The 18,666-nt window shown below is 71.7% G+C and carries 1 protein-coding gene (only partly in view); it reads right to left on the minus strand.

The window, feature by feature from the left end; all coding sequences use genetic code 11:
• On the minus strand, positions 1-18,666 hold the 3' portion of the coding sequence (locus tag ACOQPE_RS16250; RefSeq protein ID WP_420611414.1) for a Calx-beta domain-containing protein. The gene runs 14,892 nt beyond the window's last position; the window shows 18,666 of its 33,558 coding nt (coding positions 14,893-33,558); the start codon falls outside the window, past its right edge; its stop codon occupies positions 1-3.

Genomic DNA, 18,666 nt, shown 5'->3' on the forward strand with positions numbered 1-18,666 from the left:
TCAGCGTTCGAGGCATTGGAGGGCTTCGCGGATGGGCTCCCATCCTGCCCATTGCTTTCCGTCGCTGAAGTTCTTGACCTCCGCGGCCGTAATCGTCTCGGCAGTCACGTCGGACGGCTTGGCGGGCAGGTTGTCCGCGCCCAACGTGTTCAGGATGCGCCAGAACAGCGCCGCGCTGCCGCTGTTGGCGGCGATGTGCCACGTGTAGGCGGCGCGGGCTCGGTCGATGGCGTCGTTGACCTCGCATGGCGGGTCGGCCAACGCGGGCGCCGTGTCGGGATCGGTGTTGTCGGCGCCGTCATCGGGGTCGGTGTTGTCGGTGCCCGTGTCCGGCTGAGGATCCTGGTCGTCGACAGGATCGGCGCCGTCAGTGCCCGTGTCGGGCTGAGGGTCCTCTCCGTTGTCGGAGCCGGTGGCGTCGGGGTCGGGGTCGGTGCCGTCGGGATCGGGGTCGGTGCCTTCGGTGGCGGTGTCGGGCTGATCGCTGTCGGTGGCAGTGTCGGGGGGCGGCTTGTCGGTGATGGTGCCGGTGGCGGTGTGCTGGGTGGGATGAAGCCTGGCGCGGCCGGTGATGTGGGTGATGCGGATCCGGAAGGTTTCGGGGCTTTCGTCGAGATCGTCCCGGAGGAGGTACACGGTGACGGTCTGGGCGATCTGGCCGGGGGCGAACTCGACCTGCCAGGCGGAGGCGGCGTAGTCGCTGTCGGCTGTCGCGGACACGGGGCTGCTGTCGACGGTGCGGTAGGAGACGGTGACGGCGCGGTCCGCGGCCCGGTCCAGGGTGATGCTGAAGTCGATCCGGCGGTCGGTCTCCGCAGCGGCGGCGTCGTGGATGGACACGGTTGCTCTGGGCTCGTCGTTGTCGGCGACCGCGACAGCCGCGGCAGCGGCGGTGGCGGAGGTGTCGTAGTGGTAGGCGGCCTCGATTGCGGCGGTGACGGTGCCGTCGGGCTCGTCGTCGTCGTCGTTGCGGGTCTTGAGCCGCATTGTGAATGTGCCCGATACCGGGATGGTGACGGTGCGGGTTCCGGCGTCGATGCCGTAGCCGTCCGCGGCGGTGATTGCGAGTTCGACTTTCAGCGGCAGCGCCGGCGCGGGGTCCGCGGTGAGGGTGAACACCGCGTCGGCGCCTTCCACGATGTCGCCGCCGGCGGCGATGCTGACGGTGGGCGCGGTGCCGTTCGGGTCGTTGTCGGTGACCGTCACCGTCGCCGCCTTCGACGAGCCCAGCCGGTACGCGCCGACTGCGGTCACCCTCGCAGTGACCGTCCCGTCGGGCTCGCGGGCACCGTCGTCGACAGTCGCCAGCTTCAACGTGGCGATGCCAGTGTCGCCGACAGTCACCGTGCGCCGCCCGGCCTGTCCCGCGGCAAGATGCCCCGCCGCGCCCGACACGTCGACGGCCACATCGAGCGTCTCGCCCTGGGCAGGCGGCGGGCTCACCACCACCGCGAACTCCGCCGCGTCGCCCTCGACCGCGCCCGCCGACCGGGCGATCACCGACGCGGACGCCGCAGGCAACCTCGCCGCGTCGTGGTTGGTGATCGTATAGACGAACGTGTGCCCGCCGCCGCGGAACAGGCTCGTGCCGGCGGGGTCCTTGACAACCACTGTGAACTGCTCGCCGGAGTCCTCGTGGGCGTCGTCGACGATCTCGATGTAGAAGTGGGCGCGGTCTTGGCCCGCCGCCAGTGCAGTCCCTCCCGCCACGCTGTTGTGCAGCGAGCAGTTCGACTGGTTCGGATCCATCGCCAGCGGCCTGTTGGACCGGTCGCGCACCCGATAATCCACCCCCAGCACCGCGGAACGCTTGCCGCGGTCAGCAGCGCCCTCGAAGCACACCTGGAAACCCCACGCATCAGGGATCGGCACCCACGCGTCAGGATCGAACGCATCAGAATCGCCGGTGTAGGTGCGCGACCGGGTCACCGCGAAATGCGCCCCATGGCCGCCCTCAGGCAGCACCTCGCCGCGCCGATAATGCAACAGCGACAAGAAATCGGTCCAACTCTCAGGCCACACCGTGTCGTCCACGGTCACCGTCACCTCGCCGGCCACCGAGTCGTAACCGCCGCCCGACGCAGCATGGGTCAACGTGGCCGACGCGATGTCCGCGGTGTCGTCGTCGTCGAGCACCCGCACCGTCACCCGCTGGGGAACGTCCCAGTCCGACGGCAAGAAGAACAGCCCCGGCCTCGGCCTGTAGTCAGAGCCCACGAACAGGCCGGCTGTTGACACCTCCACCCCCGCAGGCACCTCGATCTCCACCGTCACCACACCCGACGGCTTCGACGCCAAGACCACTCCGTAGGACATCTCTCTGCTGTACGCAGGTTGCACGCCCGAATCAGGGTCACGGCGGGCCTCAGCCAACGACAATGACAACGACGCAGTCGACGATGTCGACAACTCCAGCAACAGCGGCGCATCGCCTTCAGAAATCGTCACCGTCGCCTGCTTGGGCACCCCCAAGTCGTAATCGGCGCCGTCGGCCAACGTCAGCACCAACGTCTCGGCGCCCTCTACATCGGAGTCCTTGATCAGCGTCACGTTCACCGTCGCCGACCCCTGGCCTCCCTTGATGGTCACGGTGCCGGTATTCGCCGGGCAGTTCGAGCCCCCGAACGCATAGTCCGAACCGCACCCGGCAGTGCCCGCCAAAGCGAACGACACCACCAGATCAGCCGCCGGGGCCGGATCCGCTTTCACCGTCACGCTCACCGTGCCGTCGTCCTCGTCCACGTTGTAGGCCCCCCGCTCGAACGACACCAGCGGCCCCCCCTGCGGCGGAGGCACCACCGTGTCGTTGATGGTCACCGACACCGATCCGTCGGCGGCGTCGGCGAGACCGAGACCCGATGGCAGCGTTCCCAGCTCAAGGACGAGGGTCTCGCTGCCTTCGGCCGATGCGTCGTCGATGGCCGACAGCATGACCGAGCCCGAGGTGCTGCCGGCTGCGATGGCGATGCTGCCGCTGTTCGACAGGCTGAAATCGGCCGCCACGGCAGTCGAGTCGCTGCTGCGCCGCCGCACCGGGATCGACACGTTCCCCGACTGGGCCGCAGCCAACTCCGCGGTGACCGTCAGCATGTCGCCCTCGGTGACGCTCGTCGCGTCCGCCGACAGGGTCACCGCGGTCTCGTCGTCGTCGACGGTCACCATCAGCGTGTCGTCGTGGGTCGAGGTGTAGCCGCCGCCGCTGGGAGAGTGCACCAGCGACACGGTCTCGTCTGCCGCGTTCGCGTCCTGGCCCGCGGACACCGCCACCTGCTGCGGCACATGCCAATTCGACGTGGTGAACGCCAGCGTGCTCTGGTCCCCGCCCTGGGTGCTGTCGGTGTCCACCGTCACTCCCGAACCGGCGCCGCTGACCGTCACCGTCACCGTGCCCGACGGCGGCGAGGCCAGCACCACCGAATAACTGCCCGAAGCCCCCTCAGCGACCGACAACGGATCGGGATCGAACACCAAGCCCTTCGGGCGGTCGTCGTCGACGATGCTCACCGTCGTCGAGGTGCGCGGCCCCAACGAGAACCGCGCAGACGGAACAGGCATGCGCATGGTCAGTGTGAAGGACTCGTCGGGCTCCGAAGTGCCGTCGCCGACGATCGTGACAGAGAAACCGTGCGAGGAGGTGCCGGCCGGGATCTCCACCGTCGCAGGCACACCGGTGTAGTCCCCGGGAGCAGTCGCGGTGCCGTCAGCAGCAGCCAGTTTGACTGTCACCGGAATCGCCGTCGTTCCCGACACCTCGGCGGTCACCGTGGCAGTGGCGTTGGCGCTGCCTTCCACGACGGTGAACTCGCTGCTGCTGAACTGCACCGTCGCCGTGTCGTCGTCGGCGATCGTGACCGTCGTCTCACTGGTACCCAGCGTGTAGCTCGAATCAGACGCCGGAGCCAACTTCAGCTTGATCGTCTCGTCGCCCTCCACCACCGTGTCATGGGTGACCGTGATCGCGATGTTGGCGGTGCCCGACGTCGGGACAGACACCGTCCTGGCCAGAGTGCCGTAGTCGGTCCCCTCCACAGCGCTGCCGTCCGCGCTGGCGTCCACCGTGAACGCCACGCTCAGACTCGCTGTCGGCGCGGGCGTCAAGCTCACCGACACGTTCGCGGTGCGACTGCCCGGCGCCTCGCCCGCCGAATAGGACGCCATGTCGAAGCTCAGCACGGGCACGGCGGCGGGTGTGGTGTCGGTGACTTCGACGTCGAGGTCGTCGATGTCGAGGGTGGTGAGGTACTTGCCGTCGGTGTCGGCGGTGGTGACGGCGTGGGTGATCTTCACATCGCGCTTGCCGTCCTTGTTCGCCGCCATGTCGTCGACGCCGCGCACCGTCACTGTCTGGGCGACGTCCCACCGGTCGGTGGTGCCCATCGGGTTGAAGGTGAGCGTCAGCATCTTGTCCTGCCATGAGCGGCCTGCTGCGGGGCCGTCGATCTCCACGCCTGCTGGGACGGTCACGGTGATCGTGACCGGGCTGAGCGGCTGGGTGTCGAGCACCACGGTGTAGGTGTCGGTGGTGCCGTCCTCGGACACGGTCGTGTCGCTGCCGACGTGGTCGACAGTGACCCCGGCGGTGTCGGTGTCGTCCGCGACCTCGACGTCCACGTTCTCCACCGGCGTCGTTGTCGTGTACTTGCCGCCGTCGCCGGAGTGCACCGACTGGGCGATCTCGACGTCGCGCTTGTCGTCGGCGTTGTCGATCTTGTCGTCGGTGCCGCGTACCGTCACTGTCTGGGGCGTGTTCCAGTTGTCGCCGGTGAACGTCAGGTCGAGGAAGCCGGGGCTGGTCACCCACGATCGGCCGTTTGCGGGGCCGTCCACGTCCGCTCCTGCTGCGGGAACCACGCGCACCACCACGGTCTGGCCCGCGAGCGGCGCCGAGCTCAGCTCCACCGTGTAGGTGTCGGTGTCGCTTGGGTCCTCGGACACCGCGGTGGCCGCGGGGGTGCCCGACTCGATCACGGTGACCCCGGCGGTGTCGTCGTCGGTGACCGTGACTGTGATCGGGGCGATCTCGCGGCCCGTGGGGAACCGTCCGCCGTCGCCGGTGGTGACGGCGTGGGTGATCTCGACATTGCGCTCGTCGCCGGCGTTGTCGATGTGGTCCAGCTCGCCTTGCACGGTGATCGTGGCAGGCTGGTTCCAGTCGGTGGTGGTGAATGTCACCGCGGCCGTGCGGGCATAGTTGGCGCCGCCGTCGGAGCTGACTTTGGCTCCCGCCGCGGCGGTGGCGGTGACCGTGACGCTGCTCGCCGGCTGAGATGCCAGCACCAGCGTGTAGCTGTCGGTGGTCGTTGTGCCGTCCTCGGACACGGTCGTGTCGCCGTCGGACTCGGCGACGGTCGCCACCGGCGTCTCGTGGTCGACCAGCGTGATCTGCGCCGAGGTCACCGCGAAGTCGTCGTCGCTGCGCAGCTCGCCCGACACCTCCACGGTGTCGTCGCCGGAGGTGCCGATGTCGACGACGGGGGTCAGCGTGAACGACTCCTGTTTCGACGCAGTGTTCTCGGCGATGGTGATGCCGAACGTCGCCGGGCTCGCCGTGAAGCCCACCACAGCGGTGCCGTCGGCGTCGGCCACGCTCACCTGAACGGTCTGCTCGGTGCCGAACTGCGTCGTACCCTGCACCTCGGCGGTCACTGTCACACTGACCGCGCCGGCGTCCTCGGCGATCACTGCACGGCTTACGGTCAATTCGATGCCCGTCGGCGCGATGTCGTTGTCGGCCACGTTCACCGACGCGTCGCCCGCGGTGGACAGCACGTTGTACTCCGGCAGGTCCTTGACAGTGGCGGTGACCTTCCCGTCGGGCTCGTGGCCGGTATCGCCGACCGTCGTCACCGAGAACTGCTTCGACGTGTCGCCGGCGGTGATGGTGACGGTCCGGTCGCCCTCGTCGGCGTCTGCCACGAAGTCCGACACCGGGTCGTCGGCCACTGTCACCGTCACGTTCAGATCGGCTGTCAGCGCATCGGGGATGCTGACGGTGAAGGTCGCCGCGGTGCCCTCGGTCACGTCGGCACCGGCGGCGATGGAGACCACCGGGCGGTCCGAGTCGACCTCGAACACCCCCGACAGGGCGAACATCGGGCGCTCCTCGGTGCGGGGCGACCCTTGGCAGGCACCGTTGCCCGGCGTGAAGTCGTTGAGGTCCGAGGTGGGACCCAGCGGGGTCTTGTCGTTGTCGCCGGACACGTTCAGATACCCGACCCGCACGCTCGACGCGCCCATCACCTTCAGGCTCTCGGGGTACACGCTCGTGGCGCAGCCCACGTACGCCCGCCGCCCGCCGGAGTCCACGTTGGCGGTGTTGGAGAAGCCGTCGCTGCTGCTGCCGGTCCAGTAGCCGTCTGCGTCGACCGTGGCCGCGGTGCCGTCGGCGTAGCGGGGGTTGGCCTCGTCGTCCCAGGTGCCGTCCATGAAGTCGGCGTTGTCGTCTGCCGCCTTGGCGCCGCCGACCCAGTAGACGGCGGCGTTGGGGTACAGCGTCGCGGCGTAGTCGATCGTGCGGCCCGGCCCGCCGCCGTCGAAGAACGCGTGGTCCGCTGCGTTGCCCGGGAACACCTCCACCGCGGTCGCGTCGGGGCCCAGCGTCACCGTCTCGGACGAGATGGCGCTGCGGGCGCCGCCAACGGGGTAGGGCTGCGCGGTGGACGCCACCGCGTGGAAGCCCGCCGCGTAGGGCTTCAACGCCTCGACCCCGCCCGCCTTGAGACCCGCCGCGGTGATCTCCGCCCGCACGAACGCGTCGTACGCGCTGGCCGCCTCGCTCACCGCCGTGGTCTCCGACGAGGTCACGAACAGCAGGCGGAACCTGTCGCCCGCGGACAGGCCGTCGGGCACGAACTCCCACCCCGCGGGCACCACCACCGTGGTCACCGGGTGCTTGGGCACCTTCTCCGCGATCACGATCGTCGCAGAGCGGGCCGCCGCGGCTGCGAGCGTGCCGACGCTGGTGGTGGGCCTCGGGTCGTTGAGCACCCGGGCGGCGTCGGGGATCTGCACCGTGACCGTCTCGTCGGTTGTGTCGCTGTCGCGGTTGGCCACCGTGAACGTGATCGTCGCCGCCCGGGCCTCCGCACCGGTGAACGTCAACAACAGCGCGGCCTGCCCGGGGCTGGTCCGCCCCGCCAGCGGGTCGGCGCCGAGCTTCGCGCCCGGCCCCGACACGGCCCAGTCGAGCGCACGACGCGACTTCAGCAGCCGGGCAGGACCCGACAGGATCGCCCCCGTCGAGGACGACAGTCGCACCGGCACCTGCGCCACTTCGCCCGCTATCAGCGCCCTGTCCAGCTCGACGGTCACCGTCACCGACGACGACGCGTCCGTCTCCACCAGCGTGCCGCCGCCCGACAGGCTCACCTCGACGGGATCGTCGTCCACCAGACGCACCGTCACCGTCGGCCCCGAGGTCACCGCCCCGTAACCCGACACCGTGTGGGTGACCGTCGCGGTGCGGTCCGGGACGTTGTCGGCGCCGTCGGCGGTCGCCGCGGAATGCACCGTCACCGTCTGGGGCACCCACCAATCCGACACGGTGAACGTCAACGTCGCCGATGCCGCCGCGCTGCCGCTGCCGACCGACACCCGCACATCGCTGCCGGCGCTCGCAGCGACCGTCACCGTGCCCGCCGGGGCGCTGGCCAGCCGCAGCGTGTAGCTGTCAGTCGTGCCCGACGCCGCCGTCGAGTCCTCGCTCACCGCCGTCTCGCCGCCCGAGTGGGCGATCACCAGCCCCGCCGGCGCGTCGTCGTCCACCACAGCCAACTCGAAGCCGTTCGCGCCGCCGCCCGCGGCGACACCGCCGCCCAGATTCGTGCCGTCCGTCTCGGCGTGCGACACGCCCAGCCGCACCTGCACCGAATCGCTGTCGCCCGCGGCGTTCTCATCGGCGCTGTCATCGACCACGGTCAGCGTCAGCGCCGCTGTGCGCGCCCCCGCGCCCGCGAACGTCACCGTCGCGTACAGCTCCCCTGCCAGCACCCCGCCCTGACCGTCCGCCAACGCGGTCACCGCGCCCACCGACACACCCGTGTTCGCCTCGCCCTGCTTCTCGCTCAACGCGAAATCGGCCGGCCGAGCACCCGCGCCGCCCGACAGCAACACCCGCACCACCGCCGTCTCGCCCGCCGCCAGCGCACGACCCAGCGTCACGGTGACTTCCACCTCGCCGCCCTCGACGACCGCGCCCGAACCGCCCGCACGGGCCAGGCCCACCTCTGTCGCGTCGTCATCGACGATCGTCAGCGTCGCCGATCCGACAGCGCCGATGCCGTGATCGTCGCTGGAGTCGATGCGGACGTCCACCGTCTCGGGCGGCTCGTCGTCGCTGTCGTCGAGCACGGCTACACCGATGTCCACGCTGGTCGCACCGGCGGGCACGGTCACGCTGCCCGACAGCGCCGCGTAGTCGTCGCCGACGTCGGCGGTGCCGGTCACCGTGTAGCTGACCGTCAGATCCGCCGTCGGCTTCGGCGACACAGCCAGCGTCAGCACGCCCGCCCGGTCCGCTGCCGCCTCTCCCGCGGAGTATTCGGCCAGGGAGAACTGCACGCTCGGCACCGGCTGGTCGTCGTCGAGGACTCGTGCTGTGACCGGCGGCACGCTCAGGGCCTGGTATTTGGCGTCGCTGCTCGACACCGTGAACCTGATGGCGGCTGTGCGCGCCCCGCCGGAGTTGGGTGCGCTGTCGTCGACCGCGGTCACGGTGACGGTCTGCGCGGTGTGCCAGTTCTGCGGGGTGAACGTGAGCTGTGTCGAGGCACCGCCGCCGACTTGCAACGTGGTCGTGTCGGCGGACGTGACCGTGACGGTCACGTCCGCGGTCGGCTGAGAGCCGAGCGACACTTCCAGCGTGTCGGCGCCGTCCGGCTCGGACACCGCCGTGACGCCGCCCGGCTCGGACACCGCCACGCCGGCGGTGTCGTCGCTCTTGATGACCACGCTGAACGTGTTGTCCGTCGTGGACGGGTTCCCGTCGTCGGACGCCGCCGCGCCGGCGGCGACGTTGGTCGCCAGGCCTGCGGCGGCCAGGTCGCCCAGCTCGACGGTCGCGGTCTCGTCGTCCTCGTCGACATAGTCGTCGGCCGCCCACAAAGACACCGCCGCGGTCCGCGCCCCCGCACCCGACAGGCGCACCCTCGGCGCCAGGCCGCTGGGATCGAGCACCGACACGCCCGTGTTCGCCTGCCCCGCTGTGAGCGCCGTGCTCACATCCGCCGCGGTGACCCCGGTGATCTCCAAGGGCACGTCCACCACCTCGCCTGCTGCCAGGGCGCGGCCGAGGGTGACCGTGAACTCCGCCGAACGGTTCGCGGCCTCGCGGTCTTCTGAGATGTCCCCGCTGTCGACGCGCGCCACCGTCACCGTCACCGGGTCGGGATCGGGCGGATCAGGCGGATCAGGCGGCGCCTGCGCGAACACCGTGCCGTCGCCCGCCAGCGCAGCCGACAGCGTTGTGCCCGCCAGCGACGCACCCGCCGCAGTCGGGCTGCCCGGCGCGACGGCGAGCTTCACGCCCACATCGTCCGCCGCGACCGGCGACACCGCCACCGACGCGCTGCTCGCCGCCGGGCCGGTGAAGACCACCGACGACCCCGACAGAGTCACCCCCGCAGGGCTGCCCGACAGCGCCAACGTGAAATCTGTGCCCAGCGTGCCGCCGGTGAACGCCAGCGGCACCGTCACGGTCTCGCCCGCCAGCACTGTGGTGTCGAGGCCGACCTCGACCTGTGCCGTGTCGGTGCTGTGGTCGGCGTCAGCGGCCAGCGCCCGCGTCGCCTCCACCGTGACGCTCAACAAGCTCAGCGTGCCGATCGGGCCCACAGCCGCAGAGGTGACCGTCCCGGGATTGCCGCCGCCGTCGGTGTAGCCCACTTGCAGCCGCACGTGACGGCCCACGTCCGACACTGCGGGGGTGTACGACGCCGAGTTGTTGCCCAGGCCCGTTCCGGTCGCCCAGTTGCCGTCAGGGCTGCCGCCGTCGTCTGCGGAGGTCTGCCACAAGAACGTGTACGCCGACCCCGCGGCGGGGTCGCCGTCAGGGTCGCCCGACACCTCGCCGAACCGCAGCGGCGACCGGCCCGCCACGCCTATCCCGATCACGGTCGCCGTGTCCGCGTCGCCCTCGTCCACGTCGGTCACCGTCACCGACACCGCCTGGCGCACACCCGTCGCCGTGCCGTCCGCCCCGACCGAGGTCGCCACCACGACCAGCACCACGGTCGGCGCAGCCTCGCGGTCCAGGCTGCTGCCGTCGCCGCCATAGGAGATCTGGCCCGACGACGCGTCGATCACGAACCCCGCCGCCGTCGGCGACGCCAGCGAATACGCCACCGGGTCGCCGTCCGCGTCAGAAGCAGTCACCGGCGACCCCACCGCGACCGCAGACGACGAACCGTCGGAGTTCTCCGCGATCTCAAGATCCGTCGGCACCGCGTCGAACACCGCATCCGCCAACGCCTTGGGCGCCTTGGACACGCTGTCGGACACGGTCACACCCACCGACGCGGACCCGTGGCCGGCCGCCGTGAACAGCACCACCGTCTGCTCGTCGTCGGTGTCCGCGTCGTCGGCCGCGGCGACCGTCGCCGTCTTGGGCTCGTCCCAGTCGGTGCTGTCGAACTCGATCGGCGCCGTCGGCACTGACACCGCCGAGGGGTCCGCGCTCGCCGCCGACACGGCCACCGCGCCCGACGGCTGCCCGCTGAGCCGCACCGACACCTCCCCCGACCCTTCGTCGGCGTCGCCCTCGACGAGCGCCACGTCCCAGGGCCGCGCCAGCACCGCCGGCGTCGCCGCGTCGTCGTCGACGATCTGCACCGTCGCCTGCGCCGACTCGACCCCCGACACCGGCCCGGCCCGCAGAAGCCCCGGCGCCAGATGCGCGTCAGCCGCCAGACCGATCCGCGCCCGCTCATGAACCCCGTCGGCGTCGTCGCCCGCAGCCACCGCAAGCTCGGCCGCCCCCACCTGCGCGCCCTGCACCCCGGTGAACACCACCACCGGCGACAGCGACGCGCCGTCGCGCACCGACACGCCCGCACGCCCGCCCGAAGGCTGCGACACCACGACGTCGCCCGCGGCCACACCGACGCCCGACACCGCCAGCGGCACCTCCACCGTCTCGCCCGGCTGCACCACACGGCCCAGCCACACCCCCAACGGCACAGACGACGACGAATCGCCCTCCGCCGCGAACCCGCCGCCGGACACGACCACGTTGGTCGGCTCGTCATCAGCCACCGCCACCGACCCAGGCACAACCTCCGCCGCAGCCGCCGCGCCGGACGCTGTGCCCGACAGGGTCACCACCTCAGAGGGGCCGTCGACGCTGTCGTCGACCGGCGCCAAGCTGAACCACTTCCGCCCCGACCCCGAACCCGCCGGGATCACCGCATCGAACCCGGTGATCTTCTCGCCGCCGACGCTCGCCGCATAGCCGACCGCGCCCGCGACGCCCGAGCCGGCCAGCGACACCGACACCGTCACGTCGTCCTCGAACCGCGACCCGTTCGACAGCGACGCGGTCACCCCCACATCCACCGGCCCCGAGCCTTCGGGCACCGCCGCGGGGTCAGCCGACAGCACGATGTCGGGCAGCGGATCGTCATCGGTGATCACCACCGTCACCGACGACCGCTCACCGACCGTGTAGCCGTCGCCGGGCAGCAGCGTCAGCACCACCGTCTCGGGGCCTTCCACCCACGCGTCGCCCAACGGACGCACGGCCAGCTCCGCCCGACCCGGCAGACGCGGATCCATCGGCACCGCCACCGAGTCCACCAACCCCCGATAATCCCTCCCCGCCGTCGCCGAGCCCCCCACCGACAGCCCCACCGACAACGGCTGCGCGCCCTGCGCGCCCCGCGCCGACGACACCACGCCCACCACCCGACGCGAACCCTCAGCCTCGCCCACGAACACCCGCAGCGGCCCGTCGCCCACAAACACCGCACCCGAAACGTCAAACGACACCACCGGCACAGCGGCGTCGTCGAGGGTGAACACGGGCGAGAGGCCGTAGAGGGGCCTGGCGGTGTCGACGGTGCTGAACGGCGGCGTGCTCTTGCTGATCGCCTGGTCGGCCGTGTTGGTGGCGTGGGCCGTGGTGATCCCGTGCGGGAATTGGGTGGCGGTGTTGCCCAGCGGGTAATCGCTGGCGACGCAGTTCACGTCCATCCCGGTCCACGGCGCGGTCTCGGACGGGTCGACCGAGCTCTGGGCGGCGCCGGACTCGACTTTGCGGGCGGCGTGGTTGTCCCAGGTGCCGTCGCAGAGATCCTCGTAGTTGTCCGCGACCCGCAGCCCGCCGAGCCAGTACGTCGGGACGCCGGTGGTGTCCGACGGCGACGTCGAGCCGTCTGACCAGGCGCTCACCGCGCCTGTGTCGGTAGCGGCGAGGCCGTTGTGGCGGCGCGCCGACACCGCGCTGGTCGACCCGAGCGCCTTGAACAGCCCGATGTAGGGCACAGCGCTCGTGTGGGCCCCGGCGAGCATCGTGCCGCGGACGAACGCGTCGTAGTCGGCGATGTCGGCCGAGGTGGCGTCGCGCTCGGCGGACGTGCGGAACACCAGCCGGAACTCGTCGCCGGGGTCCAGCCCCGACGGCGCCAGCGGCCAGCCCGCGGGCACCTCGACAGCGCCGGTCTCGTCGTCGGCGATCGCGAACGTCACGGGCCCGCCGCTGAGACCGCCGATCCTGGCGCCTCCCGCCGCGCTCGCCGAGCGGCCCGCGGTGCCGTAGCCGACGCGCACCACCGGCCGCGACCGGACCATGTTGTCGACCGGCACGAACCGCAGCGTCGCAGCCTGCGCGCCCGCCGTGAACACCACCGCCGGGTTCTGCGCGCTGTGCGAACCGGCCGTGTCCAGCGACACGCCCGTCTGGGTCGCCGGGTGCAGGCCGAACATGTAGTCGTCGCCGACCGTGGCGCCGTGCACGACCAGAGGCACGGTGACCGTCTGCGCGCCGGTCAGCGCACGGTCCAGCATCACCGTGATCGTCTTGCGGCCCGCTGCGCCCGAAGCGCCCTCCGCCACGTCGCCGCTGCCGTCACCGCCGGCCGCTGTCAGGGTCACGTCCACAACGGGCTGCACCGTCACCCCCACCGTCGTGATGCCCGTCAGAGTCGTGGGATACGCCGCAGTGCCGACGGTGACCGAATGGGCGATCACGGCGGCGCCCGCGGCGACACCGGTCACCGTCACCTGCTGAGGCGTCCTCCAGTTGCCGGCATTGAACGCCAACGGCCCGCTCACTGTCGCCTTGGACGCGTCGCCCGAGACGGGGGTGATCTCCACGGCGCCGCCCGGGTCGCTCGCGAGGCGCACGCTGTACTCCTTTGCGGCCTGCTCGGGCATCACGAGCTCCGCGGGGGCCACGATCACGCCGTGGCCGGCGTCGGCGGTGGTCACCGCCACGTCGGCGACGGCGATGCCGTGATAGGGATTCGCGGAGGGATCGTCGCCTGCCACCGACACGCTGTGGGACAAGTTGAACGACTCGCCGACGGCGTCGCCGTCGTTGAGCGCGCGCACCGACACCGTCTGGGGCACGGCCCAGTTCCCGTTGCCGTCGCCGGACCCCGAGCCGTCGCCGCCCGCGGTGAACACCAGCCTGCTGCCAAGCCCGGGCGTGGCCGGGGTGGTGTCCACCGACGCCGCAGTGCTGTCGCCGTTGGCCACCGTCACGGTCACCAGCGCGCCGGGATCGGCGCCGAGCACGACCGTGTACGTCTTGGCGGCGTCCGCGTCGGCGCCGAGCTCTGCCAACGCGAGCGCAGACGCCGACACCGTCACCTGCGGCGAGTCGTCGGCGTCGACCACCGTCACCGTCGCCGTGTCATTGGACCGCGCGCCCACCCCGCCGGGAACGTTGCTGTCAGAATCGCCGTCGGTCGCACTCTTGTCCAGCAGCACCGTCAGCGTCTCATCGGACTCGCTGTCGTCGCCGTCGTCGACCGCGGTCACCACCAAGGTCGCCTCCTGCGCACCCGCGCCGGCGAAAGTGATCACCGGCGCCAAAGTGGCCGCTCCCGCCAAGGCTGCGCCCGTCGCGCCCGCTTCGAGCGACAGCGACACATCACGGGAGGTCCCGTTGCCTGTGTCGGTCGCCGTGCCCGACAACGCGAGCGTCACGTCCACCCGCTCCCCCGCGGCCAGCTCCCTGCTCAGGCTCACCGGGAACCCGGCGCTGCGATGCCTCGCCGGCACCGCAGCCGGCTCGTACAGCCGCGACCCGTCCGCGCCGCTGCCCATCGTCACGGTGACGCCGGCCTCGACCGCGATCACGCACGCCCAGCCCGACGCCGCGCCGAACCCCAAAGGCACCGCAGCGGCCACATCGGTCACCTCGTTGTCCTCCACCACCCCATCAGCCGCCACCGACAGCACCACCTCCGCCTCGGTCGCCCCATAAGGCACGAACACCGACCCCGGCAGCGCACCGAAGTCCTCGGCGGACGCATCGCCCTGATGGGTGTACGCCAGACCGATGCGCGCCGGACCCACCGCGCCGCCGCCCAGCACCGCCCTCACCACCAGATCGTCGCCCTCGGGCACCGTCGGGCACACCAGCGCCGAGCCGTCAGCCCCCACAAAGGCCACCGTCCAGCCCCGATCCGCAGCGTCGTCGTCGAGCACCCGCACAGACGTCGTCACATCGTCCAAAGTGGCCGCGTCGCCGTCGTCGTAGCCCGCCAGCGTGATCCCCGTCGACGTCGCCGAGCCCTGCGCGGCCAGATCTCCCAGCGTCACCACCACCAGCTCGTCAGCGCTGTCGCCGTCGCCGCCGCCCGAACCGTCGCCGCCCTGCGTGCCCGCGTCACGCCCCGTCGACGCGAACGTGATCACCGCAGTGTGCACGTCGCCCGAACCGTCGCCGGTGAACGTCACCACCGGCGCCGCGGTCGCCAGACCGACAGCCGCCACCCCAGTACCCGACACCGCCACCGTGAGATCGCGTCCCGACGAACCCGCCAGCACCGTCCCCGTGGCGGTGGACAGAGCCAGCGGCACCTCCGCGACCTCGCCCACGCCCAGCGCCCGGCCCAGCGTCACCGTCGCCGTAACGCTCGAACCCGCCCCCGATGACAGCTCGCCCGCCACCGAACCGCCGCCGCCCATCCGCACCGCGATGCTCTTCGTCACCGCGGTCTCCGAGATCGTGATCGCTGCCTGTCGGGCGTCGCCCGCGGCGATCGCGCCGACGTTGGTGGTGCGCCGGGTGTGGTTCAGCAGGGTGTCTAGGGCGGGTATCTGCACCGTTACCGTGTCGTCGGTTTTGTCGCGGTCGGCGTTGGCCGAGGTGAACTCGATCTCCGCGGTCTGCGCTCCCGCGCCGGAGAAGGTCACCACCAGCGCGGCCTGCGCGGGCCGCAGCCGGCCCGCCAGCGGGTCCGCCCCCAGCGTCACCCCGGTGCCCGACACGGCCCACCTGAGCGCCCGCGCACTGCTGAACCTGGCGCCGCGGCCCGACAGCACCGCGCCCGTCGACGACGACAGCCGCACCGGCACCTGCACCACCTCGCCCGCGGCGAGTGCCCGGGCCAGCGTCACGGTCACCGTCGCCGACGGCGCCGAATTGTCGTTCTCCGACACCGTGCCGCCGCCTGTCAGACGCACCTCGAAGGCAGCGTCGTCGACCAGGCGCACAGCCAGGCCCGGTCCCGCTGTCACCGCCCCGTAGCCCGACACCGCATGAGAAACCGCGGCAGCGAGCTCGGGATCGTCGCGTGTGCCGTTGCCCGCGGTCGCGGAGTGCACGGTCACGGTCTGCGCGACCCACCAGTCCGACGGCGTGAACGTCAGCGTCGCCGACGACGCCGCCGCGCCGCCGGCCGACACCCGCACATCGCTGCCGGCGTTGACGGTGACGGTCACGGTGCCCGTCGGCGCGGTCCCGAGCCGCACCGAGTAGCTGTCGGTCAGCGGCGCCGACTCCGAATCGTTCGCCTCAGCGACCGCCGTGCCGCCGCCCGATTCGACGATCACCAGCCCCGCAGCAGCAGCCGGCTCGACCACCCCAAGCCCGAACACTGCCTGGTCCGGCGCCGTCTCCAGCCCGCCCCCGAGACTCGTGCCGTCGGACACCGCCTTGCCCAACTGCAACGACACCGACACCGAATCGCTGTCGGTCTCGACGACGCCGTCGGCGACCGCGGTCAGCTCCAGCACCGCGGTCTGCGCTCCCGCCCCGGCGAACGTCACCGTCGCATACAGATTGCCCTTCACGCCCGGCGACGCCGTCACGTCGCCCACCGACACGCCCGTGTTCGCCTCGCCCGACTTGGCGGCCAACCCGAAGTCCGCGGCCGTCACGCCTTCGCCGCCCGACAGGCCCACCCGCACCACCGCGGTCTCGCCCGCCGCCAGCGTCCGGCCCAGCTTCACAGTCAGCTCGGCTTTGCCGCCCTCGGGAACCGAGCCCGAACCCGCACGGGTCATGCTCACCGCCGTCGCGTCGTCGTCAGCGATCGTCAGCGTGGCCGTGCCGACCGTGCCGACGGTGTAGCCGTCGCCGTCGCCGATCTCGACGTCCACCGTCTCGGGCGGCTCGTCGTCGCTGTCGTCGAGCACCGCCACCGGAATGTCCACCGCGGTCGCGCCCGCGGGCACCACCACGCTGCCCGACAGCGCCGCATAGTCGGCGCCGGCGCCGGCGCTGCCGGTCACGGTGTAGCCGACCGTGAACGACGCCGGCTGCGCAGACGACACGCTCAGCGTCAACGCCCCCGCCCGGTCCGCTGCGGCCTCACCCGCGGAGTACACAGCCCCAGAGAACTGCACCTGCGGCAACTCCGCGGCAGGCCGCTCGTCGTCGAGCACCCGCACGGTGACAGCGGGCACGCTGAGGCCGTCGTAGCCGCTGTCGCTGCTGGCAGTCGTGAACCTGACGCTGGTCGTGCGAGCACCGCCGGAGTTCACCGCACTGTCGTCAACTGCGGTGACGGTGACGGTCTGGACGGTCCGCCAGTCCTGCGAGGTGAACGTCAGCTGCGTCGAGGCGCCGCCGCCGACCAGCAGCGTCGTCGTGTCGGCGGCGGCGACGGTGACAGTCACGTCCGCTGCGGGCTGCGACGCGAGCGACACCGACAGCGTGTCCTTCGCCGCCGACGGCAGCGGGTCAGCGCCCGATTCGGTCACCGCCGTGTAGCCGCCCGACTCCGACACCTTCACCCCCGCGGCGTCGTCGTCTGCGATCGTCACGTCGAACGCGTTGTCCGCCGTGGACGGATTGCCGTCATCGGACGCGACCGCGCCGCCCGCGACATTGGTGCCCAGCCCTGCGGCCGTCAGGTCTCCCAGCCTGACCGTGACGGTCTCGTCGACGGGGTTTTGCGGGTCGGTCTTGTCGGTCTCGTCGACGTCGTCGTCGACTGCTGCCAACGTCAGCGCCGCGGCCTGCGCGCCCGCGCCCGACAGGCGCACCGTCGGCGTCAGCGAGCCGCTGCCCGCCACGCCCAAAACCACACCGGTGTTGGGCTGCCCAGATGTGAGCTCCACCCTCACATCGGCCGCGGTGACCCCCGTCCCGGAGATCACCAGCGGCACGTCCACCACCTCGCCCGCGACCAGAGCACGGCCGAGCGTGACCGTGAACAGCGCGGACCGGTCCGCCGCTTTGGGATCCTCAGAGATACTGCCGCTGTCGGTGCGGGCCAGGGTCACCCCAACCGGGACAGGATCAAGCGGAACGGGCGGATCGTCGGGCGCGTCGGCGAACACCAGCCCCCCGCCGGCCAGCGCAGCCGACAGCTTCGTGCCCGCCAGCGACGCGCCCGTCTTGGTCGGGCTGCCCGGCGCGACGGTGAGCTTCACGCCCACATCTGCGGCGGACACCGCCGACACCGCCACCGACGCGCTGCTCGCGGCCGGGCCGGTGAACACCACCGACGACCCCGACAGAGTCACCCCCGCCGCGCTGCCCGAGGCCGCCAGCGCGAAATCTGTGCCCAGCGTGCCGCCCGCGAACAACAGCGGCACCGTCACCGTCTCGCCCGCCAGCACCGCGGTGTCGAGCCCGACCTCGACCTGTGCCGTGTCGGTCGTGTGGTCGGCGTCGTGGGCCAGCGCCCGCGTCGCCTCCACCGTGACGCTCAACAAGCTCAGCGTCCCGATCGGGCCCACCGCCGCAGACACGGCCGTCCCGGGATTGCCGCCGCCGTCGACATAGCCCACCCGCAGCCGCACGTGACGGCCCGCGTCCGACACAGCCGGCGTGTACGACGCCGACGTGGCGCCCGCACCCGTCCCCGCCGCCCAGTTGCCGTCAGGGCTGCCGCCGTCATCAGCGGACGTCTGCCACACGAACGTGTACGCCGACCCCGCGGCGGGGTCGCCGTCAGGATCGCCCGACACCTCGCCGAACCGCAGCGGCGAACGGCCCGCCACCCCGACGCCGATCACGCTCGCCGTGTCCGCGTCGCCCTCGTCCACGTCGGTCACCGACACCGACACCGCCTGGCGCACACCCGTCGGGCTGCCGTCCGCGCCGACCGAGGTCGCCACCACCACCAGCACCACGGTCGGGGCGGTCTCGCGGTCCAGGCCGCTGCCGTCGCCGGTGTAAGAAATCTGGCCCGACGACGCGTCGATCACGAACCCCTCCGCCGTCGGCGCCGCCAGCGAATACACGACCGGGTCGCCGTCCGCGTCAGA

The organism is Candidatus Poriferisodalis sp., from assembly GCF_965219595.1.
In the GTDB taxonomy this organism is placed as follows: Bacteria; Actinomycetota; Acidimicrobiia; order Acidimicrobiales; family Poriferisodalaceae; genus Poriferisodalis.